This window comes from Staphylococcus sp. TCBT05, assembly GCF_055179755.1.
Genome location: NZ_JBUQDQ010000038.1, coordinates 717,090 through 738,031, shown reverse-complemented (window position 1 = coordinate 738,031; position 20,942 = coordinate 717,090). Strand labels below are relative to the sequence as shown.

23 protein-coding genes and 1 tRNA gene are annotated in these 20,942 nt (G+C 31.4%); 20 read left to right on the top strand and 4 right to left on the bottom strand.

The genetic code is table 11. The features are described 5' to 3' along the window. The first annotated feature begins 1 nt into the window (after position 1). The 4 genes from sdhB to ACY191_RS10580 all read left to right on the top strand — a co-directional run bounded on the left by sdhB (position 2) and on the right by ACY191_RS10580 (position 2,940). A complete protein-coding gene (sdhB, locus tag ACY191_RS10595; RefSeq protein WP_042738948.1) occupies positions 2–814 on the top strand; it encodes a succinate dehydrogenase iron-sulfur subunit in 813 nt (270 codons plus the stop codon). 223 nt (positions 815–1,037) lie between these two features. Next, the gene (gene racE / locus ACY191_RS10590) at positions 1,038–1,850 is read left to right on the top strand and encodes a glutamate racemase (RefSeq protein ID WP_042738947.1); all 813 of its coding nucleotides are present in this window, start codon (positions 1,038–1,040) and stop codon (positions 1,848–1,850) included. After that, positions 1,850–2,428 (top strand): XTP/dITP diphosphatase, encoded by a 579-nt coding sequence (locus tag ACY191_RS10585; protein ID WP_107512160.1) that lies wholly within the window; start codon positions 1,850–1,852, stop codon positions 2,426–2,428. The genes racE and ACY191_RS10585 overlap by 1 nt, the downstream gene beginning before the upstream one ends. 2 nt (positions 2,429–2,430) lie before the next feature. After that, positions 2,431–2,940 carry a YfcE family phosphodiesterase gene (locus ACY191_RS10580; protein ID WP_229367125.1) on the top strand — a complete coding sequence of 170 codons (510 nt, stop codon included), beginning with the start codon at positions 2,431–2,433 and terminating at the stop codon, positions 2,938–2,940. A 754-nt stretch (positions 2,941–3,694) separates the two neighbouring features. Here ACY191_RS10580 and ACY191_RS10575 read toward each other — a convergent pair. Together ACY191_RS10575 and ACY191_RS10570 are read right to left on the bottom strand one after the other, a co-directional pair. Further along, positions 3,695–3,768 (bottom strand) — tRNA-Arg (locus ACY191_RS10575). Positions 3,769–4,071: 303 nt separating this feature from the next. Further along, the gene (locus tag ACY191_RS10570) at positions 4,072–4,383 is read right to left on the bottom strand and encodes a P-loop nucleotide/nucleoside kinase family protein (protein ID WP_325960897.1); all 312 of its coding nucleotides are present in this window, start codon (positions 4,381–4,383) and stop codon (positions 4,072–4,074) included. Between the two features lie 316 nt (positions 4,384–4,699). Between ACY191_RS10570 and ACY191_RS10565 the strand changes: the two genes are divergently transcribed. Then, positions 4,700–4,882 (top strand): AAA family ATPase, encoded by a 183-nt coding sequence (locus ACY191_RS10565; protein ID WP_229367126.1) that lies wholly within the window; start codon positions 4,700–4,702, stop codon positions 4,880–4,882. After that, the gene (locus tag ACY191_RS10560) at positions 4,876–5,196 is read left to right on the top strand and encodes a P-loop NTPase family protein (RefSeq protein WP_229367127.1); all 321 of its coding nucleotides are present in this window, start codon (positions 4,876–4,878) and stop codon (positions 5,194–5,196) included. The genes ACY191_RS10565 and ACY191_RS10560 overlap by 7 nt, the downstream gene beginning before the upstream one ends. A 435-nt stretch (positions 5,197–5,631) precedes the next feature. Here ACY191_RS10560 and ACY191_RS10555 read toward each other — a convergent pair whose 3' ends face one another. Further along, entirely contained in the window at positions 5,632–6,111 is a 480-nt protein-coding gene (locus ACY191_RS10555) for a hypothetical protein (RefSeq protein ID WP_229367128.1), read from the bottom strand. Between the two features lie 189 nt (positions 6,112–6,300). On the opposite strand from ACY191_RS10555, the gene ACY191_RS10550 reads away from it, so the two are divergent. From ACY191_RS10550 to ACY191_RS10520, 7 genes are all read left to right on the top strand, one after another. Beyond that, a complete protein-coding gene (locus ACY191_RS10550) occupies positions 6,301–6,474 on the top strand; it encodes a hypothetical protein (protein WP_232161714.1) in 174 nt (57 codons plus the stop codon). Positions 6,475–6,719: 245 nt separating this feature from the next. Next, positions 6,720–8,603 (top strand): glycosyltransferase family 2 protein, encoded by a 1,884-nt coding sequence (locus ACY191_RS10545; RefSeq protein WP_229367129.1) that lies wholly within the window; start codon positions 6,720–6,722, stop codon positions 8,601–8,603. A gap of 1,262 nt (positions 8,604–9,865) precedes the next feature. Next, the gene (locus ACY191_RS10540; RefSeq protein WP_042738941.1) at positions 9,866–10,000 is read left to right on the top strand and encodes a beta-class phenol-soluble modulin; all 135 of its coding nucleotides are present in this window, start codon (positions 9,866–9,868) and stop codon (positions 9,998–10,000) included. Positions 10,001–10,042: 42 nt separating this feature from the next. Then, positions 10,043–10,177: a beta-class phenol-soluble modulin gene (locus tag ACY191_RS10535; protein ID WP_042738940.1), complete on the top strand. Its 135-nt coding sequence runs from the start codon at positions 10,043–10,045 to the stop codon at positions 10,175–10,177. Positions 10,178–10,222: 45 nt separating this feature from the next. Then, positions 10,223–10,357: a beta-class phenol-soluble modulin gene (locus tag ACY191_RS10530; protein ID WP_042738940.1), complete on the top strand. Its 135-nt coding sequence runs from the start codon at positions 10,223–10,225 to the stop codon at positions 10,355–10,357. A 40-nt stretch (positions 10,358–10,397) separates the two neighbouring features. Then, entirely contained in the window at positions 10,398–10,532 is a 135-nt protein-coding gene (locus ACY191_RS10525) for a beta-class phenol-soluble modulin (RefSeq protein WP_042738939.1), read from the top strand. Between the two features lie 137 nt (positions 10,533–10,669). After that, complete coding sequence (locus ACY191_RS10520) at positions 10,670–11,353, top strand: YjjG family noncanonical pyrimidine nucleotidase (RefSeq protein WP_042738938.1); 684 nt, start codon at positions 10,670–10,672, stop codon at positions 11,351–11,353. Positions 11,354–11,863: 510 nt separating this feature from the next. Here the strand turns inward: ACY191_RS10520 and ACY191_RS10515 are convergent. After that, positions 11,864–12,304, bottom strand: a complete 441-nt coding sequence (locus ACY191_RS10515; RefSeq protein ID WP_042738937.1) for an N-acetyltransferase — start codon at positions 12,302–12,304, stop codon at positions 11,864–11,866. A gap of 274 nt (positions 12,305–12,578) precedes the next feature. Between ACY191_RS10515 and bshC the strand changes: the two genes are divergently transcribed. The 7 genes from bshC (at position 12,579) to murD (ending at position 20,942) form a co-directional block, all read left to right on the top strand. Beyond that, positions 12,579–14,192, top strand: coding sequence for a bacillithiol biosynthesis cysteine-adding enzyme BshC (bshC, locus tag ACY191_RS10510; protein ID WP_107593203.1), 1,614 nt, complete (start codon positions 12,579–12,581; stop codon positions 14,190–14,192). A 149-nt stretch (positions 14,193–14,341) separates the two neighbouring features. Continuing rightward, positions 14,342–14,773 (top strand): division/cell wall cluster transcriptional repressor MraZ, encoded by a 432-nt coding sequence (mraZ, locus tag ACY191_RS10505; protein ID WP_042738935.1) that lies wholly within the window; start codon positions 14,342–14,344, stop codon positions 14,771–14,773. A 14-nt stretch (positions 14,774–14,787) separates the two neighbouring features. Further along, positions 14,788–15,723, top strand: a complete 936-nt coding sequence (gene rsmH, locus ACY191_RS10500; protein WP_042738934.1) for a 16S rRNA (cytosine(1402)-N(4))-methyltransferase RsmH — start codon at positions 14,788–14,790, stop codon at positions 15,721–15,723. Positions 15,724–15,737: 14 nt separating this feature from the next. Next, the gene (gene ftsL / locus ACY191_RS10495) at positions 15,738–16,130 is read left to right on the top strand and encodes a cell division protein FtsL (protein WP_042738933.1); all 393 of its coding nucleotides are present in this window, start codon (positions 15,738–15,740) and stop codon (positions 16,128–16,130) included. Then, positions 16,111–18,429: a penicillin-binding protein gene (locus ACY191_RS10490; protein ID WP_229367130.1), complete on the top strand. Its 2,319-nt coding sequence runs from the start codon at positions 16,111–16,113 to the stop codon at positions 18,427–18,429. The genes ftsL and ACY191_RS10490 overlap by 20 nt, the downstream gene beginning before the upstream one ends. A 196-nt stretch (positions 18,430–18,625) precedes the next feature. Then, entirely contained in the window at positions 18,626–19,591 is a 966-nt protein-coding gene (mraY, locus tag ACY191_RS10485; protein WP_042738931.1) for a phospho-N-acetylmuramoyl-pentapeptide-transferase, read from the top strand. A gap of 1 nt (position 19,592) precedes the next feature. Beyond that, positions 19,593–20,942: a UDP-N-acetylmuramoyl-L-alanine--D-glutamate ligase gene (gene murD / locus ACY191_RS10480; protein ID WP_229367131.1), complete on the top strand. Its 1,350-nt coding sequence runs from the start codon at positions 19,593–19,595 to the stop codon at positions 20,940–20,942.

The following is a 20,942-nucleotide window of genomic DNA, read 5'->3' as shown; positions in this document are numbered from 1 at the left end:
CATGGCAGAGATTAAAGAAGCAAATGAAGCTCCAGTAAAAGATAATGAAAGCAAACAAAAAACGATTAAATTAATAATTAAACGTCAGGATAACTCGGATTCTAAACCATATGAAGAAGAATTTGAAATTCCATATAGAGAAAATTTAAACGTGATTGCATGTTTGATGGAAATCAGACGTAATCCAGTAAATAGTAAAGGTGAAAAAACAACACCAGTTGTTTGGGACATGAACTGTTTAGAAGAAGTTTGTGGTGCATGTTCTATGGTAATCAATGGTACAGCTAGACAGTCTTGTTCAGCTATCGTAGACCAATTAGAACAACCAATTAAATTAGAACCTATGAGCACTTTCCCAGTTATTCGTGATTTACAAGTAGATCGTACAAGAATGTTTGACAACTTAAAACGAATGAAAGCATGGGTACCAATTGATGGTACTTACGATCTTGGACCAGGTCCACGTATGCCTGAGAAAAAACGTCAAACTGCATATGAATTATCAAAATGTATGACATGTGGTGTATGTTTAGAAGTTTGTCCTAACGTTACTAGTAAAAATGATTTCGTTGGTGCGCAAGCAATTTCCCAAGTTAGATTATTCAATTTACATCCAACAGGTTCTATGACTAAGGATGAAAGATTAGATGCATTGATGGGTGGTGGAGGATTACAAGAATGTGGTAATTCTCAAAACTGTGTTAACGCTTGCCCTAAAGGAATTCCGTTGACTACATCAATTGCAGCTTTAAATAGAGAAACTTCATTCCATATGTTTAAGTCATTCTTTGGTTCAGATCATCAAGTGAACTAATATTTAAACTATGGTAAACAAGGCTTAACATTTGTGCTAAACAGATGTTAAGTCTCTTTTTTTATACTTCATTTAAGAAGCATATTTTAAAATAGATAAAAATTGGTGGAAATATTATATATAATTTAAAAAATATACCTACTTTAAATCTTGATAAATGATTTTGAATTTATGACTGTGCTAAAATAAAGATTAAGTAAATAAATTGAGGATGAAGTCAAATATGGATAAACCAATAGGCGTTATTGATTCAGGAGTCGGCGGTTTAACAGTTGCGAAAGAAATTATGCGCCAACTCCCAAATGAAACCATTTATTATCTAGGGGATATTCAACGTTGCCCTTATGGACCAAGAGAAGGTTCAGAAGTTAGAAAATTCACGACAGAATTAGCTGAAAAACTTATGACATTTGATATCAAAATGTTAGTAATTGCGTGTAACACAGCAACTGCTGTAGCATTAAACCATTTACAGAGTTTATTGCCAATACCGGTTATAGGTGTTATTGAACCAGGTGCACGCACTGCAATTATGACAACAAAGAATCAAAATGTTTTAATTCTCGGTACAGAAGGTACAATAAAATCGGAAGCATATAGACACCATATTAAAAATATTAATCCTAATGTTGAAGTTTCAGGTGTTGCATGTCCTGGATTTGTACCTTTAGTAGAAAAAATGCGTTACAAGGATCCAACTATTACAAGTATTGTTATGCATCAAACACTTAAACAATGGCGTAATAGTGATGCAGATACGATTATTCTTGGATGTACGCATTATCCATTATTATATCAGCCAATCAATGAATATTTTGGTGGTGAAAAGGTTGTCATTTCATCTGGTTTAGAAACTGCACGAGAAGTGAGTGCATTATTAACATTTAGCAATGAACACGCAGGTTATAAAAGAAAACCGAAGCATAAGTTTTTTGCAACAGGTGATACAGAACACATTGAGCGTATTATTGAAGAATGGTTAAATATGAAGGTGAAAGTAGAACGAATAGAAGTAACATGTGAGGAGTCGAAATAATGGAAGATATTGTAATTGCAACTAATAATAAAGGTAAAATAAATGATTTTAAAGTTATTTTCCCAGACTTTAATGTTATTGGTATTTCAGAAATTATTGAAGGGTTCGACGTGGAAGAGACAGGTGATACCTTTGAAGCTAACGCTCGTTTAAAGTCAGAAGCTGCTGCTAAAGCATTGAATAAGAGAGTAATTGCTGATGATAGTGGGCTAGAAGTGTTTGCATTAAACGGTGAACCAGGTGTTTACTCCGCCAGATATGCTGGTTTAGATAAAGATGATAATGCTAATATTGAAAAAGTACTAGCGAATCTTGAAGCTGAAACAAATCGAAAGGCGCAATTTGTATGTGTCATTAGTATGAGTGCACCTGGCGAAGAAACTAAGCAGTTTAAAGGAACAGTTCAAGGAGAAATTACCTTGAGTAAAATTGGCGACAATGGATTTGGTTACGATCCAATTTTTTATATAGAAGATAAAAATAAAACAATGGCTCAACTATCGCCAGAAGAAAAAAGTGAAATCAGTCATCGCGGCAGAGCAATAGATAAGTTGAAAGCATACTTAGAAGGTGAATAACAATGACAAAATGGATATTAATTAGTGACAATCATACAGAACAAGGTATTTTATATGATGTATTACAACATCATAAAGATGTTGATGTTGCAATTCATTTAGGTGATTCTGAATTTTCATATGATGATACAGAGCTAAGTCAATTTTATAGAGTAAAAGGCAATACTGATTTTTATCCAGAATTTCCAAATGAAGAAGTAGTGCAAGCCAATGGTGTAAGGGCGTTTTGTACGCATGGTCATCTGTATAGTGTGAATCGTAGTCGTATGCAGTTAGCTGAACAAGCTAAAGCGCATGAATGTCAGTTTGCGTTTTACGGACATACACACGTGGCAAAACATGAAACTATTGGTGGTGTTCATGTGATTAATCCTGGAAGTATTTCACAATCTAGAAGTAGCATAGAAGAAAGCTATGTAGAATTAATAATTGATGAAACAATTGGACAAGCAGAACTTAAATTAAGAAATCGACAACATGAAATTATAGACCAAGATAAATTTGAAATTTAAACATAAACCCATTTGTATTCAGTAAAATGAATATAAATGGGTTTATGTACTTTTTGTATTATTGTATAAGTGGTTAATTAATTTAGTTATCTAAGAACACTTTAAATATGGAAAAACTTCCAATGAAAAGGAACTATAGCCTGTGTTATTTGATGAAAATAGTCTTAAAGAAACAAGATTTCCATTGTTATTGATTACATAAGCACTATTAAAACAACCTAGACTATGAAACATCGTTTTCTAAATACCAATGAGATTATCAATTTAATTGATTGTAGGATGTTTTAGATTTCCTTGTAAAACTCGAGGTGTTTTATATTTTTAGGCGATTTCAAATATGACACTACAAATGTATTTGTCGATATTTATTTTATGTCTACCAATATTACTATTTATTGGTAGTAAAAACGCATTTTTATTTTTTAGATAAAAAGGAAAGAGCGTGATGATTGAGGAGTGAATACAAACATGTATAAAGTTAATAGAAAGCGGTATAACTGGCTATCAGATCTATAAAGATAGTGGATTAGTCAAACTGTTATGTCTGCATTAAGAAAAGGTAATTGTGATATTGATAATTTACAATTGAAAAACTATATAAATATATAGAAAAACCCATCTAAATGAATAGGTGGGGATTTTTACGTGTCAAATGCGTGTCAATTTAGTTGAGTTTAGTTAGTTTTAGATAGAAAATAAAAAAGCCGAAATCCTTTAGTTAATAGGATTTCGACCTTTTTAGAAAAGTTATTAGCGTCCTGGGAGGGATTCGAACCCCCGACCGATGGCTTAGAAGGCCATTGCTCTATCCAGCTGAGCTACCAGGACATATCTCTTTTGAACACAATAATTATTATATCGAACTTGTAATGATAAAGCAATACTCCACCTATCAAAAATAAATATGATTTTTCACTATAATGGTCTTTTTATCTTCTTTTAGATATAATTCTATGAATTTAATGTAATTAGAACTATAAACTTGGTTGATGTTATCGTGGTTAATCAAATTTAATGCTACTTTATCAGAACATTTTCAAAAAATAATTAGCAATACGTTCAAATTAAAGAGCTAAATGGTAGTTTATTTAATTATCTAAGAAAAATTAAAAACTAAGTTAAGTTGATGAGCTATGAAGTGATTTCAATAATATTTAATTTTTCTGTATTATCGGGTGCTTCAAAGAAACTGGATACATAATCAAAGGTTTCTTTCGTATCAAATGTGTTTCTATCAGGTTCTTTATCGGCTCTTTTTTTCAATTGTTTTAAACACTGTTCATCAGCAAGGTTTAAATAAATGAGCTGGTGATTGGCATGTATTTCATTTGCAATGCTTAATAGCCAAGCGCGTTGTTTTCTTGTGTTTCCAGGGAAGTCCATAACTACATTACTGCCAACTTGTAAAATACTTTGAATGTGCATCTTTAATATAGGTTTAATTATTTGAGAATAATTAAGATAATCATCGAAGTTTTTTATTTGATGTGGGTATAATGCTGCTAACTATTCATCTTCTGATAACAGTACAGCATTTTTACTTTGTGCTAATTCTTTCGATTTTGTTGATTTACCTGATCCCATTTTTCCAGTGAAAAAATATAAAGTTCCGAGAGTATTCAATATTTGTCACTCCTAAAATCTAAAGTATATAAATAATAGCCCTAATAATTCATTTTGACAATCTAAAATTTAAAGATTTATTTATGAGTAATAGGGCATATTAAAATAAATATAATTTAGTATAAGGTGATATATTATGGTGAATATAATTATTATTAGAGGAAATTCTGGTAGTGGTAAAACAACAGTTGCTCGCAAATTGCATGAAATATTGGGGCGTGGAAATTTATTAATTTCACAAGATGTAGTTCGACGGGAAATGTTAAATGTACATGATCGCCCATTCAATCTAGCGATTGCTTTAATAGAAAAATGCTGATATTTGGGATAGAACATTGTGAATTTGTCATTCTAGAAGGTATTTTAGCTGAAAATAAATACGGTGACATGTTGAAGAATGTCTTAAATAATAGGATGGATAATGTATTTGCATACTACTATGATTTGTCCTTTGAAGAAACGGTTAGAAGACATAATTCAAAGAAAGAGACCGACTTTGGTATAGCAGAATTAAAGTCTTGGTTTGTTGCTAATGATTATCTTGGCTTTGCAGGGGAAAAATCCATTTCAAAAGCGCTGTCTATAGAAGAAACAATAAACAATATTTTAACTGATGTAAGATACAGTCATTAGATGGTTGATAGATGTAACGAATTTTTTCGAATTTCTAACGCATTACCATAGGTGAGCAATAGGATTTGAAAATGCAATAGTAATAAAAAAAGCGCAAAGATTGTATGTAATCTTTGCGCTAAATGATTAAAATATGAGTCGTGCTCGAGCATTTCATTGTTATTTTTAAAATTTGAAATATGTATGTGGATCAAAATTTGTATTACATTTACCTTGAATTAAAGTCCAAAGACAGATGTCACAATTGGATATAAATATGCCATGAATAATAGACATACAATGATTAAATAAATAAAGCCTTCGATAGTTTGTTTCATGGGGTCACAACCTTTAGAAATTATTATATTAATTATAGTTTAATTAGGTAATTAGATATAGTCAATCGGCCTTGAGGTGTATTATATTTTTATAATTTAATAATTCAAATGAATTTCACTAAAGATTCGTGCTTGCTTTATTTTTAATTATTTCTATCAGTCTAGTGTTGATTACTGTGGTATCTACATATTTTAAATTACTTAGGAGTGCTTGTTTTGACATTTTTAAGTGTCTTATGTTCGCATTATTTAGTTTTTTTGAGCGTTCGTTATGACTATGATTACATAATGAGGTAGTAATTAAATAGGCATCACACGTTTGGTGATAGAGATGTTTATTAATAAAGCGCATATGTTGAGGGTTGTTTATAATTGGTATTAAAGTAATTGTGAATTTGATATTTTTAATTAAAATATCACTGTTATATGAAGAAAAATGGTCATAATAATTAAAATGTACGCGCTTATTAAGGCGAATTTTCATTTGATATTTTTCAATTTGATTAGAAAATATGTATACATGATCATCATAATGATTTAATAACCAATTTATTATTGAATTAACATTGATAGTACCATCAAAAATAACATTTGCCATAGTTATTTAACCCCTTAATCAATTTTTAAGTAGTGGTTTGAAGTATAAATAATTATTACAGATATTACAATTAATGTAATGATGTTCGATTAATTAGTAATTTAGGGTTTAATATATTATGTTATAGGTATAAATAGATTGATTATCAAATAAACAGTTTGTTAATCAATACATAAATAGAGGGGGATTTTGTTGAAAGAAAAATTAAAGCAACAACTAAATAAATATGTGGAAAACGGACAATTAGAAAAAGGTTTAAATAAAGTGAATGATCAAGTGAAAAAGAAAAAAGGTAAAGATTATTCCAAGTATGTAGATAAATTAATGAAGTTTTTAAATAAAGATAAAAATAATAATAAGTAATACAGTAATAAACCCTTGTTTATTGAGTGATGAGATACATTCAAAAGCAAGGGTTTTTTGTTTAAGCTAAATTGAATACGTAAGCGACATTAATATTATTAAGTTACCGCGTTGTTAAATAATTTAGTGGATGATAGATAAATGTTAAAAATAGTTGCATATTACCCCTGTGGCCTTGGGTATAAATATGATAATACAAATAATTTAGTGTAATTCAATGTTGAACAGCCAAAAGGGGTTTTAATATGGATAAATTAGTAACTATTATCGTTCCTGTTTATAATAAAGAATTGTTTTTACATGATTGTATAGAATCAATAAACCGATTGAATATTGATCATCATTATGTTGAAGCGATTTTTGTAGATGATTGCTCAACGGATTCGTCGTTGAGTATTATTGAATCTTATCAACAAAAATATAATTTTTTAAAAGTTATACAGTTAGATAAGAACACAGGGAGTCCAGCAGAGCCAAGGAATGTTGGCATGAATTATGCAACAGGTAAGTATATTACCTTTTTAGATGCAGATGATTGGTTGGATAGTGAGGGATTTCCAGAGTTACTATTGCAAGCTAACAAACATAATTCGGATATTGCCTTTGGACAAAGTATTAAACACGACGATAGAGGAATTAGTAAATTGGGAAGGTTCACATCATTTAAAGTGGAAAATGGTCTCATTCCGTATGAAATAGATAAAATATTTAGAGCTGTTGGACCACCGGGAAAAATTGTGAAAGCAGAAGTTATAAAATCTAACAAACTAAAGTTTAAACATTTAAAGTTTGGCGAAGATAAATTATTCTTTATTGAAGCAATTTCCAGATGTAAAACTGCTTCTATGAACTCAGCAGCGGTTTATCATGTGAATAGATACAATGAAAATCAATCACTTGTTACTGAAACGAATATATTAGAAAAAACTGCAGATAACTTAACCGTTTTAGAAGAAGTGTTGCAATTAAATTTACCGGAAAAAGCAGAATTTCAAGCAATTAGTAGAATAGTTGAAGTTGATTTTATAAGCAGGTTATTTAATAAAAAACGATTTTTAAAGAGCCATCAAAAAGCAGAATTCTACGATTACTTTAAACGTTTAACAGAAATGTTGCGTATGAATGGTAAAAATATTGAAGATTATTTAATTGAAGACAAATATAAAAATAATTTCAAATTACTGTATGAACATCGATATGATGATTTATATGACTATATAGCACTGTTAATTAAAGGTGGTAAAGCAGATCGCTATATAAAAAATAATCAAGTTCATTTCGTAATGCCAGAACAGTTACAGGATTTAATACCGGTCACGGAAGAAATGTTTGCGGTATATGAAGGTACGCACGAATATGAAGATGTACATTATGAACAAATTAGAGTCTATAAACATCCTGATATTACCATTGATAAGGTGCTGTTCACGGAGATTCATAATGAACCTCATGCACAAGAAGTGAAATATGTTGAACGAGATAACAAAATTTATATCAAATCTTCTGTATTAGAGGATATTGCATATAATTTTAATATTGTATTAATTTACAATGAATATAAACCGTATACAGTGAATATGAATTTGCCTAATATGAATTCTAATATTAATTTGAAGAGACAAAATTTTAAGGCTGAGTTTATGCAAAAGGAAAAAAATAATAAAAAATCTAATGAAGTGAAAAGATACTTTCATTTTAATCCACAAACTGTATCTGTGCTTAATAAATTTAAAATTTATCATGATGTTGAATTTAAAGCACAAGTCGATCGTAGTGTGGAAGTTGGGGAAATATTAGAAGTGAATGGCATAGCGCATACCAAAAAAGGAACACCTAGATTATTAATTGACGACAATAAAGTGATTACAGCAAATAGGGCGTTTGTTGCTGCTGTCACTAAAGATAATAACGACCAATATTATTATAAAGCACCACAAAAAGTGAAAATTTTACAGCAATGTAAAGAATATGATTCAAGGAACTTTAAAAACACAATAAATATATTAGAGTCTGACAGTGTGGTAGCGATTGAAAAGGTCATCCTATCACCTAAAGGAACGCCTAGATTAAAAACAGATTCGGATACTTTTATTACTGCGAATAAATCGTTCGTTCAAGCAATAAACTAAACTTTTCAAATATAATATTATTAGATTTTGTCATATCTATTCCTTTATCCTATTTAGATATTTTTGAGTAAAAATATTATTTGGTTAATTGATAAAATTTTAAATAAAAATATGTTTTAATTTTTTCGTGAGTGGTATTTAATAAATAACTGTAAGAGAATTAGAATAATTGATTAATTTGCTCAGTGTACGTTGCTTCGGAAAAAGCAACGTACATTACTTGTGCGTTGTAAATAGAACGTTGTGAGTGAATTAGTTATGAATAGAAATAATCGGCATTTAGTAATATAGGTCAATGGAGTAATGACTCAAGTGAATAACCAATGATCATTTATGGTGTCAAACATGGCGTCATATACAGAAATTGGTATAAATGATATTACATTGTTAGTCATTTCATCGAAAAGGTCATTTTTATTATTAGTAGTAAACACATAAGAGGCTGGGTCATAAATTCCATGTGCTATATACGAAAGTTATACAATTAAAGATCGTTCCCTTCAAAGTAGACACTCAAAAACGTCAACTTTGAAGGGGATTTTTTATGTCTTGATAAAAATAAAAAGCTAAGATGATTAGCAAAATAATTCATTAATACAAAATAAAAATGGAAGCATATATAAAGGCGAGACTCCTGAAGGAACAAGACGAGCTGAAGACTACAGGCTGAAGCAGTCCCTTAGTAAAGCGAGCCGACGATATAGCACACTACAAACACAAGATAAGTTAATGAACTTAGATCTCGTTATTGTTTATAAATATTAAGAGTAAATCAATACAAACAACAAAAATAAAAAGCTAAGATGATTAGCAAAATAATTCATTAATACAAAATAAAAATGGAAGCATATATAAAGGCGAGACTCCTGAAGGAACAGGACGAGCTGAAGACTACAGGCTGAAGCAGTCCCTTAGTAAAGCGAGCCGACGATATAGCACACTACAAACACAAAATAAGTTAACGAATACAATAAATAGTCATCAATATTATTATTGTAAAAATACATCATTGTATCTAATTGTATATAATTCAATAGTGCATAATACAGTTAGGATTTCAAAACTGTAATTCACAATGTAAAAATAGACAGATTTGATGTAAAAATGGTGAAGTAGGAAAAATTGCACAATTCAATTGTATTATATTTTATATTATAGATAACAAAACGATAGCTTATTAAACCAAAGCACAACATCGTTTTAAATATTTTGTAAGTTTGTAAAAGCTTTAAGATCTCAAAAAATATAGAGGAGTGTTTTTAATGGAAGATTTATTCAAAGCAATTAAAGATACAGTTCAAGCAGGAATCGATGGGGACAACGCTAAATTAGGTACAAGCATTGTAAGCATCGTTGAAAATGGTGCAAGTGTACTTTCTAAATTATTTGGATTCTAATTTAAACATTTTAAATATAAATTATAAAGGGAGAGATTTTAAATGACAAAATTAGCAGAAGCAATCGCAAAAACAGTTGAAGCAGCAAAATCAGGAAACGACGCAGAATTAGGTTCAAGCATTGTTGATATCGTATCAAGCGGTGTTGGTTTATTAGGTAAATTATTCGGATTCTAAGCATTAATTTAAAATATATAAATAACTCAAAGGAGCGCATTTATTATGACAAAATTAGCAGAAGCAATCGCAAAAACAGTTGAAGCAGCAAAATCAGGAAACGATGCAGAATTAGGTTCAAGCATTGTTGATATCGTATCAAGCGGTGTTGGCTTACTAGGTAAATTATTCGGATTCTAATAGTTGAAAATTATAAAAAAATAGTAGAGGAGATATTAACATGGAAAAATTATTCGAGGCAATCAAACAAACAGTACAAGCAGGAATCGATGGGGACAACGTTAAATTAGGAACAGGTATTGTAAGCATCGTTGAAAATGGTGTAGGCGTACTTTCTAAATTATTCGGATTCTAATATTGATATAGACAATGGTCAAGGTGATAACCTTGGCCATTTTTTAATGTCTAATTTTATATACTGAATTAAGTGATATATGTTACTATCTTAATTAGAAATTACGGTCGAGTAAATTGAGAAAGTAGTGGGATAAAATGGAAAGTAAAAATATATTTATTGATTTTGATGATACATTAGTCGATTTTCACGATGCAGAAGCATATGCGTTCTTTAATTTAACTAAACATTACCAATTACATACAACTAGGCATGATTTAGAAACATTTATGAAAGTAAATCAATCACATTGGGAAGCGTTTCAGAATAATTTATTAACTAAGGATGAAGTGTTATCTAAACGTTTCGAAGCGTATTTCGATTTACATGCGTTAAAGGTAAATGGTGTAGAAGCAGACCATATCTTTAGAGATGAATTAGCCAATGCACCGATAAAGTATTTTCCAAAGACGTTAGAAACATTAGAAAAGCTAAAAGAACAACACAACTTATATATTGTTACGAATGGTGTGCTAGAAACGCAAGAACGTAGGATTGGAAAAACGCCTTTTGGTCAATGGTTTGATGGTGTGTTTGTTTCAGAACAGACCGGTTATCAAAAACCAATGCCAGAATTCTTTGATTTTGTATTTAATGAAATTGGTGAGGACAAGCGTAATAATGCAATTATTATAGGTGATTCATTGACTTCTGATATTTTAGGTGGAAAAAACGCAAATATTGAAACTTGCTGGTTCAATCCACGTCAGAAATTAAACACTACTGATATCGAACCTGATTTTACAATTACTGATATGCAAGAATTGATTCGATTAATTTAAATGCATGCAAATAAACATATGTGATAGGTGAGAGACATGTCACTTATTCTCTAGTTGAAATGTTTGCAAGATAGTTTGCAGTTTAACATATCGTTTTGGGTTAGTTGCTAATTTAACTAAATGACAGCATGTATACTGTATAACAGTCTGATGTAGAAAGTATCATTTTAAACCAATAAATAGCTAGTGATTTGTGTGCATAAATGTACTGTGTAAAAGTAAATGCAACATAAGATGAATAATTTAAATAACAACCTCACTAACTAGGTTTTAATTTGAGATGCTAAATAGAACAAGATAAGTATTAAGATTAAAGCATAATATTAATATGAGATAAGCGCTGGATATTAATACGCAAGCTTTCAAAATAAAGAATGCCGATTCAAAAGTTTAAATCCAAACTTTTGAGTCGGCGATTTAATATGAGTTAATCTCGTTACGTTTTGATTTTAAAAATGGCTTCCTAACGCAATCAAAATGTTTAAACGAAACTGCTAGAATCAGTTTCATTTATGGTGTCCAAACGAGAACGTCATGACCATCTTTGTTTGTTTCATTTAAATCAGTAAATCCTTGTTTAATAAAGAATTCTTTAGATTGATTTCTTGCGATAACTTTAATTGGTAGACCTTGTTTCTTTGCGAAATCTAGTAAAGTTGTACCATAACCTCGATCTTGGAAATCACGTAAAACTTCTAATTTCCAAATGATATTATAATCTTCGAAGTCAGGGAAGTGTTGTTCTTCGACCTCACCTTTTCTATATAATGCCATCCTTGCACCTAGTCTATCTCCGACGTAAATGCCGTAGAATGGCGAATCCGAACTAGCATCAATCATTTCACCACGAAGTTCATCAACTAAATATAAATCTTCGTTGCCAAAATTTCTAAAATCTTCAAATAATTCATCTGTTTTATAATTGATACCTAGACTTTTTACTTCACTCATAGACGGCTTCCCCCTTTGTTTTGTTATTTCTATTATACAATATTTATATTGATTTTTCACAAAAATGACTGTTTTAAACATGTATTTACTTATAATTGAAAATTTGTGGAGGTACGTTTACATATAAAAGTTAATTATGAGAGTTCAAACTATTTTTGTTAATCAGGTAATAAAAGATAATGAAAAAGTTGGATTTTTATAAGCCGTAAAATTGTCAATATAGTATATAAACTTTATACTAGGTAGGAATAGAGTAGCATAAGGAGAATTTCGAATGTATTGTATGACTGAGAAACTAAATGAAAACGATAAATTTATAACGAACCTAAAAAATAGTGACCATACATTAGCGCAATTTTACCATTTAGATGCAATGAATCCTGATAGCTTTAAGCAGAGATTTGATTTAGAGAATAATGGAAGAGAGATTGCAGTAGCTAATGTTATTGAAAAGTATATGAGTGATCTATCACTTACATCTGAGCAAGTTGAGAATATAGATGCTTTAAAAAAGGGTGCAAAAGTAGTAATTGGTGGCCAGCAGGCTGGTTTATTTGGTGGACCGCTATACACTTTGCATAAAATTTTTTCAATCATAACGTTAAGTGAAGAATTAAAAGAAAAATATCATAAAAAAGTAGTTCCTATTTTTTGGATTGCAGGAGAGGATCATGATTTTGACGAAGTAAATCATACATTTGCCTATAATTCGAAGAAAGCAAAGCTACATAAAATTAAATATCATACTATGACACCACCAGAAAGTAATGTTTCTAGATATTCTCCTGATAAGGAAGAGTTACGTGATACATTGAATCAGTTTTTCCAAGCATTGCCAGAGACACAACACTCTCAATCCATTATCAATCTATATAGAAACGTGATTGATCAATACGATAATTGGACTGATATGTTTAAGGCATTATTAAATGAAATATTCAAAGCATATGGCGTATTATTCATTGATGCTAATGATGAAGGTTTGAGAGAAGTTGAAAAGCCTTTTATAAAACAATTAATCCAACAACACCATGAGGTCGACACAGCATTTAGAGCTACTCAAGCACGTACTAAGGAAAGTGGACTAGAACAAATGATACAAACAGATACAAATGTTCACTTATTCTTACACGAAGATAATATGAGACAGTTATTAACATTTGAAAATGGCCAATTTAAACTTAGTAAATCTGATAAGGTTTATTCGACTGCTGAGTTATTAAACATTTTAGAGCAGGAACCGGGAAGATTTTCTAATAATGTTGTTACACGTCCAATTATGGAAGAGTGGTTGTTTAATACTGTTGCATTTATTGGAGGTCCGAGTGAAATAAAATATTGGGCTGAGTTAAGTGATGTGTTCAAAGTAGTCGACGTATCGATGCCTATTGTCTTACCTCGTTTGCGTATTAGCTATATTAATGAAAGAACTGAAAAATTATTATCGCAGTATCAACTTGATTTAAACAAAGTATTAGTTGATGGGATAGATGAAGATAAGCAACGATTTGTTAGAGCGCAAGCCTCTGATTCATTCTTAGAACAAGTCGAGCAAATGAAGCAACGACAAGATGAATTATATAAAAACTTATTATTGGAAGTTTCAAATAGTAATGATAATAGACTATTAGTCGATAAAAATAATGAAATTCATCAACAGCAATATGATTATCTACTTAACCGATATTTATTAAATATTGAACGTGAAAATGACATAAGTATGAAACATTTTAATGAAATTAACGAAGTGCTCCACCCAATGGGAGGATTACAGGAAAGAATTTGGAATCCAATCCAAATAATGAATGAATTTGGGATAGATGTGTTCAAGCCCTCCACCTATCCACCACTTTCCTACACTTTTGATCATATCATTGTAAAACCTTAGAGAGAGTAAGGTTGAGCCCGATTCATCGGAATGATGAATCGGGCATTTTTTTATGTTCTATAACAAATTTTGGTGAAAATTGTATAATTAGTGGAGGATAGTGGTGAGATGTGGTAAATTATAAATATAAGAAGGTGAGGTGATTATAAATGTTCATGGGTGAATACGAACATCAGTTGGATACAAAGGGACGTATGATAGTGCCTTCCAAATTTCGTTATGACTTGAATGAGCGTTTTATAATCACTAGAGGCCTTGATAAGTGTTTGTTTGGTTACACTTTGGAAGAATGGCAAGTTATTGAAGAGAAGATGAAGACGCTTCCTATGACAAAGAAAGATGCTCGTAAATTTATGAGAATGTTTTTCTCTGGTGCTGTTGAAGTGGAATTAGACAAACAGGGGCGTATTAATATTCCGCAGAATTTAAGACAATACGCCAATTTAAGTAAAGAATGTACAGTCATCGGTGTATCAAATCGCATTGAAATATGGGATAGAGCAACATGGAATGATTTCTATGATGAATCTGAAGATAGTTTCGAAGATATTGCTGAAGACTTAATTGATTTTGATTTTTAAATGGAGGAATTAGAGTGTTTCATCATGTCAGCGTAATGCTTAAAGAAACCATTGATTACTTGAATATAAAAGAAGATGGTATATATGTCGACTGTACATTAGGTGGAGCTGGACATGCCCTTTATTTATTAGAGCAATTAAGTGATGATGGTAGGCTAATAGCAATAGACCAAGATACAAATGCAATTGAGAATGCTAAAGAAGTACTGAGTGATCATTTACATAAAGTGACTTTTGTACATAGTAATTTTAGAAAGTTATCTGAAATTTTAAATGATTTGAATATTGAAAAAGTAAACGGTATCTACTATGACTTGGGCGTATCTAGTCCACAATTAGATGTTCCTGAAAGAGGATTTAGTTACCATCACGATGCGCAATTGGATATGAGAATGGATCAAACACAATCACTTTCGGCCTACGAAGTTGTTAACGAATGGTCATTTGAAAGTTTGGTTCGTATTTTCCATAGATATGGGGAAGAAAAATTTTCAAAGCAAATTGCTAGACGCATCGAACAAAACAGAGAACAACAACCTATTAATACAACATTAGAACTTGTAGATATTATAAAAGAAGGTATTCCTGCAAAAGCTCGACGTAAAGGTGGCCATCCGGCTAAAAGAATATTCCAAGCGATTAGAATTGCAGTGAATGATGAATTGTCAGCTTTCGAAGATTCATTAGAACAAGCAATTGAATTGGTGAAAGTAGACGGTCGAATTTCAGTCATCACTTTCCATTCGCTTGAAGATCGTTTGTGTAAACAAATGTTTCAAGAATATGAAAAAGGACCTGAAGTGCCAAGAGGATTACCTGTAATACCTGAAGCATACACACCAAAATTAAAACGAGTTAACCGTAAACCTATCATTGCGACTGAAGATGATTTAGAGATAAATAACCGAGCGCGTAGTGCTAAATTACGTGTAGCCGAAATCTTGAAATAAGGAGTGGATTATGAGTGGCAGTAGAAAAAGTATATCAACCATATGATAATATTGAACAACAAATTCCAGAGACAAAACCCTCGACCCAACCTAAAACAGTTAAAAGAAAAGTTGTAGTACAGTTAACAAAATTTGAAAAGATGTTATACATAGGACTTATAACAATAATTGCTTTAATCAGTATATATATGCTATCTTTAAAAATGGATGCGTATGATACTCGAGGGAAAATTGCAGATTTAGATACAAAAATAGAAAAGCAATCTAGTGAGAATAGCGCAATAGAATCTGAAATTAAAAAGAACTCATCATATGAACGCATTTACGACAAGGCTAAAAAGCAAGGTATGAGCCTTAAGAACGACAATGTAAAGGTAGTGCGTAATAATGACGAAGCGAAGAATTAAATTTAAAAAACCAAAATTACCAATAAAACAAAATAAAATAGGGGCAGTCCTACTCATTCTTGGATTCGGACTGCTCTTTTTTACGTTGGTTTTAAGATATTCATATATTATGTTGACCGGCCACTCATCTGGAGAAGATTTGATTTTAAAAGCTAATGAAAAATACTTGGTAAACAGTCAAGAACAGCCTGAACGTGGTAAGATTTATGATCGAAACGGTAAAATATTGGCAGAAGACGTAGAACGATATAAACTTGTAGCCATTGTGAGTAAAAAAGCCAGTGAAGGTAGCGATAAACCTAAAAACGTTACTGATAAAAAGAAAACTGCAAAAAAACTAGCAACGGTTTTAGATATGTCTGCCAAAGAAATCGAAAATAAGTTGAATAACAAGAAAGCCTTTCAAGTTGAATTCGGTCAAAAAGGTACCGATTTAACGTATCAAGAAAAGGAAAAAATTGAAAAAATGAATTTACCAGGTATTACATTATATCCTGAGACTGAACGTTTTTATCCTAATGGAAACTTTGCATCTCATCTTATAGGTATTGCTCAAAAGGACCCTGATAGTGGGGAACTTAAAGGCGCGATGGGTGTTGAAAAGATCTTTGATAGTTATCTGAAAGGGCAAAAAGGTACCTTGTCATATATTCATGATATTTGGGGTTATATTGCACCGAATACGAAAAAAGAAAAAACACCTAAACGTGGTGATGATGTTCATCTGACAATAGACTCGAATATTCAAGTCTTTGTTGAAGAAGCGTTGGATAGCATGGTTGACAGATATAAACCAAAAGATTTATTTGCTGTGGTAATGGATGCGCATACCGGTGAGATATTAGCATTTAGTCAACGACCAACTTTTAACCCTGAAACAGGAAAAGACTTCGGGAAAAAATGGGCGAATGATTTATATCAAAATACCTATGAACCAGGTTCTACATTTAAATCATTTGGTTTAGCAGCTGCTATTCAAGAAGGTAAATTCAAACCAAATAAAGAGTATACTGCAAGACCGAGAACGGTTATGGGGTCTAAAATTTCTGACTGGAACAAAGTAGGTTGGGGAGATATCCCGATGACATTAGGTTTCACGTATTCATCAAATACCTTAATGATGCATCTACAAGACTTAGTTGGTGCAGATAAGATGAAACATTGGTATGAGAAGTTTGGTTTTGGCAAAACTACAGACGGCATGTTTGATAGTGAATCATCTGGTGGAATTGCTTGGGATAATGAAGCACAACAAAAAACTTCATCATTCGGTCAATCTACTACTGTTACTCCGGTACAAATGTTAAGAGCGCAATCTGCTTTCTTCAATGATGGTAATATGCTTAAACCTTGGTATGTCGACAGTGTGACAAATCCAGTGTCGAATAATACTTACTATAAAGGTAAAAAAGAGTATGCAGGCAAACCAATTACTAAAGATACTGCGAAAAAGGTACGTACAGAGTTGGATAAAGTTGTAAATAGCGAAGACAGTCACGCTAAAAATTATCGTGTGGATGGTTATGATATCGCTGGTAAGACTGGTACAGCGCAAGTTGCTGATCCTGATAATGGAGGATATGTCCAAGGTGAAAATCCATATTTCGTTAGCTTTATCGGTGATGCACCTAAGAAAGATCCAAAGGTCATTGTTTATGCTGGTATGAGTTTAGCGCAACAAAATGACCAAGAAGCATATGAAATGGGTGTAAGTAAAGCGTTCAAACCAATTATGGCAAACACGCTTAAATATTTAAATGTCGGAGAGAACAATACAAAAGATAGTTCAGATGTGAAATATAGTAAAGTTCCAGATGTTGAAGGGTTGGCTACTCAGAAAGCCGAAGATAAAATCAACGGCAAATCCCTAGATGCCATCGTTATTGGTAATGGTGAAAAGGTAACCAGTCAATCTGTAACGGCAAATAAAGAAGTATTACCTAATAATAAGGTATTACTACTAACTGATGGTGATATTACAATGCCAGATATGACAGGTTGGTCAAAAGAAGAAGTCATTGCATTTGAACGTATGACAAATACTAAAGTGACAATGAAAGGTAGTGGCTTTGTATCTAGCCAATCAGTAACAAAAGGTCAAAAAGTTAGTAAAAATGATAAAATTCAAATTACACTTTCATCAGAAGAAATTGATGGTGAAGCAAGTACAAGTTCAAACTCAAAAGAAGAAACAACTAAAGAAGATAAATCAGCATCTGAAAAATCTGCTGATGATAAGTCAACAACAGACAAGAAAGATAAAAAAGAAGAGAAATCATCGAGTGATAAATCAGAATAATAGACGTTATTTATTTACCATTCGTAAATTTGAGAACGACAGAATAACAATTTGAAAGATAGGCTATATCAGTGAACGATAATAACAAAAATATTATCTTATCACTGATATGCCATGTTTCATTTTACATAATGTTTTAACCCTGCATGACGACATACAAAAACATATTCCAATTAAATATATAAAGGAGCATAATATGGTTTATCTACTCGCAATCATTGCACTTTTAATCACATTTATTTTAGTCCCAGTATTAATACCAACTTTAAAAAGAATGAAATTTGGACAAAGCATAAGGGAAGAAGGTCCACAAAGCCACATGAAAAAAACAGGTACACCGACGATGGGTGGACTGACTTTCTTAATCAGTATCATAGTTACATCGATTCTTGCAATTATATTTATCGATAATTCAAATCCAATTATTCTATTGCTATTTGTAACAATAGGATTTGGGTTAATTGGTTTTATTGATGATTATATTATTGTTGTGAAAAAGAATAACCAAGGTTTGACAAGTAAACAAAAATTCCTAGCACAAATTGGTATTGCTGTAATTTTCTTTGTATTAAGTCAAGTGTTTAACCTAACTGATTTTTCAACGGGTATTCATATTCCGTTTATCGGTATTGAAGTACCACTTTCAATTGCATATGTCATTTTTATTGTATTTTGGCAAGTTGGTTTTTCTAATGCTGTAAACCTAACTGATGGTTTAGACGGTTTAGCAACAGGATTATCAATTATTGGATTTATAATGTACGCGTTGATGGCATACTTCCAAGGTGCAACATCAATCGGCTTATTCTGTGTGATTATGATTTTTGCATTATTAGGATTTTTACCTTTTAACTTAAACCCTGCTAAAGTATTTATGGGAGACACAGGAAGTTTAGCATTAGGTGGTATCTTTGCCACAATTTCAATTATGTTAAATCAAGAATTATCATTAATATTCGTAGGTTTTGTATTTGTTGCAGAAACGTTATCTGTAATGATTCAGGTTACTTCATTTAAATTAACTGGTAAAAGAATATTTAAGATGTCACCATTACATCATCACTTTGAATTGGTAGGTTGGAACGAGAAAAAAGTTGTTACAGTGTTTTGGACAGTAGGTTTAATTTCAGGGCTTATTGGATTATGGATAGGAGTGAATTAAATTGCTAAATTATACAGGGTTAGAAAATAGAGATGTATTAGTTGTTGGACTTGCCAAAAGTGGCTATGAAGCAGCTAAATTATTAAATAAATTGGGTGCCAATGTAATCGTCAATGACGGAAAAGATTTAAGTAATGACTCACATGCTAAAGATTTAGAAAATATGGGTATTACAGTAATTGGTGGTGAACATCCACTGTCATTATTGGATAATAATCCTGTAGTTATTAAGAATCCGGGTATTCCTTACCACGTACCACTTATTGATGCAGCTGTTAAAAAAGGTTTGAAGATATTAACTGAAGTTGAACTAAGCTATTTAATATCTGAAGCGCCGATTATCGGCGTAACAGGTACAAATGGTAAAACAACAGTTACCTCTCTTATTGGTGATATGTTTCAAAAAAGTCGAGTTACAGGCAAAATATCAGGTAATATCGGTTTTGTTGCTTCAAAGGTTGCACAGGAAGTAACATCAACTGATTATCTTGTTACTGAATTATCATCATTCCAATTACTTGGAATAGATCAATATAAGCCACATATAGCAATTATTACTAATATTTACTCTGCACATATCGATTATCATGAAACATTAGAAAATTATCAAAATGCAAAGAAAAAAATTTATGAAAATCAAACAGCAGATGATTATTTGATTTGTAACTATCATCAAAGGCATTTGATTGAGTCAGAAACTTTAAAAGCAAAAACATATTATTTTTCAACACAACAAGAAGTAGATGGTATATACGTTAAAGATGGGTATATCGTGTTTAAAGGTTTCAGAATCATACATAAAGATGATTTAGTGTTACCTGGTGAACACAACTTAGAGAATATTCTTGCTGCTGTATTAGCAGCTTTATTAGCAGGAATTTCAGTACGAGCAATCATCGAGAGTTTGACCACATTCTCAGGTATAGAACATCGATTACAATATATAGGAACTAATAAAACGAACAAATATTACAATGATTCCAAAGCAACAAATACATTAGCTACACAATTTGCACTAAATTCATTTGAACAACCTATTATTTGGTTGTGTGGCGGGTTAGATCGTGGTAATGACTTCGATGAACTCATACCATATATGAAAAATGTGCGTGTGATGGTAACGTTTGGTGAAACGCAAAGTAAATTTGTTAATTTAGGTGAGAGTCAAGGTAAGTATGTGATTAAGGCAGTTGATGTTGAAGATGCTGTAGATAAAATACAAGAAATTATTGAACCGAATGATGTAGTGCTATTGTCTCCTGCATGCGCAAGTTGGGATCAATACAATACTTTTGAAGAGCGTGGAGAAAAGTTCATTAATAGATTCAAAGCGCACTTGCCATCTTTCTAA

What these genes read in the sequence shown, in the direction of transcription:
- sdhB (WP_042738948.1), top strand. Translation starts at nt 2, where the DNA reads ATGGCAGAGATTAAAGAAGCAAATGAAGCTCCAGTAAAAGATAATGAA.
- racE (WP_042738947.1), top strand. Translation starts at nt 1,038, where the DNA reads ATGGATAAACCAATAGGCGTTATTGATTCAGGAGTCGGCGGTTTAACA.
- ACY191_RS10585 (WP_107512160.1), top strand. Translation starts at nt 1,850, where the DNA reads ATGGAAGATATTGTAATTGCAACTAATAATAAAGGTAAAATAAATGAT.
- ACY191_RS10580 (WP_229367125.1), top strand. Translation starts at nt 2,431, where the DNA reads ATGACAAAATGGATATTAATTAGTGACAATCATACAGAACAAGGTATT.
- ACY191_RS10565 (WP_229367126.1), top strand. Translation starts at nt 4,700, where the DNA reads ATGGTGAATATAATTATTATTAGAGGAAATTCTGGTAGTGGTAAAACA.
- ACY191_RS10560 (WP_229367127.1), top strand. Translation starts at nt 4,876, where the DNA reads ATGCTGATATTTGGGATAGAACATTGTGAATTTGTCATTCTAGAAGGT.
- ACY191_RS10555 (WP_229367128.1), bottom strand. Translation starts at nt 6,111, where the DNA reads ATGGCAAATGTTATTTTTGATGGTACTATCAATGTTAATTCAATAATA.
- ACY191_RS10545 (WP_229367129.1), top strand. Translation starts at nt 6,720, where the DNA reads ATGGATAAATTAGTAACTATTATCGTTCCTGTTTATAATAAAGAATTG.
- ACY191_RS10540 (WP_042738941.1), top strand. Translation starts at nt 9,866, where the DNA reads ATGGAAGATTTATTCAAAGCAATTAAAGATACAGTTCAAGCAGGAATC.
- ACY191_RS10535 (WP_042738940.1), top strand. Translation starts at nt 10,043, where the DNA reads ATGACAAAATTAGCAGAAGCAATCGCAAAAACAGTTGAAGCAGCAAAA.
- ACY191_RS10530 (WP_042738940.1), top strand. Translation starts at nt 10,223, where the DNA reads ATGACAAAATTAGCAGAAGCAATCGCAAAAACAGTTGAAGCAGCAAAA.
- ACY191_RS10525 (WP_042738939.1), top strand. Translation starts at nt 10,398, where the DNA reads ATGGAAAAATTATTCGAGGCAATCAAACAAACAGTACAAGCAGGAATC.
- ACY191_RS10520 (WP_042738938.1), top strand. Translation starts at nt 10,670, where the DNA reads ATGGAAAGTAAAAATATATTTATTGATTTTGATGATACATTAGTCGAT.
- ACY191_RS10515 (WP_042738937.1), bottom strand. Translation starts at nt 12,304, where the DNA reads ATGAGTGAAGTAAAAAGTCTAGGTATCAATTATAAAACAGATGAATTA.
- bshC (WP_107593203.1), top strand. Translation starts at nt 12,579, where the DNA reads ATGTATTGTATGACTGAGAAACTAAATGAAAACGATAAATTTATAACG.
- mraZ (WP_042738935.1), top strand. Translation starts at nt 14,342, where the DNA reads ATGTTCATGGGTGAATACGAACATCAGTTGGATACAAAGGGACGTATG.
- ACY191_RS10490 (WP_229367130.1), top strand. Translation starts at nt 16,111, where the DNA reads ATGACGAAGCGAAGAATTAAATTTAAAAAACCAAAATTACCAATAAAA.
- mraY (WP_042738931.1), top strand. Translation starts at nt 18,626, where the DNA reads ATGGTTTATCTACTCGCAATCATTGCACTTTTAATCACATTTATTTTA.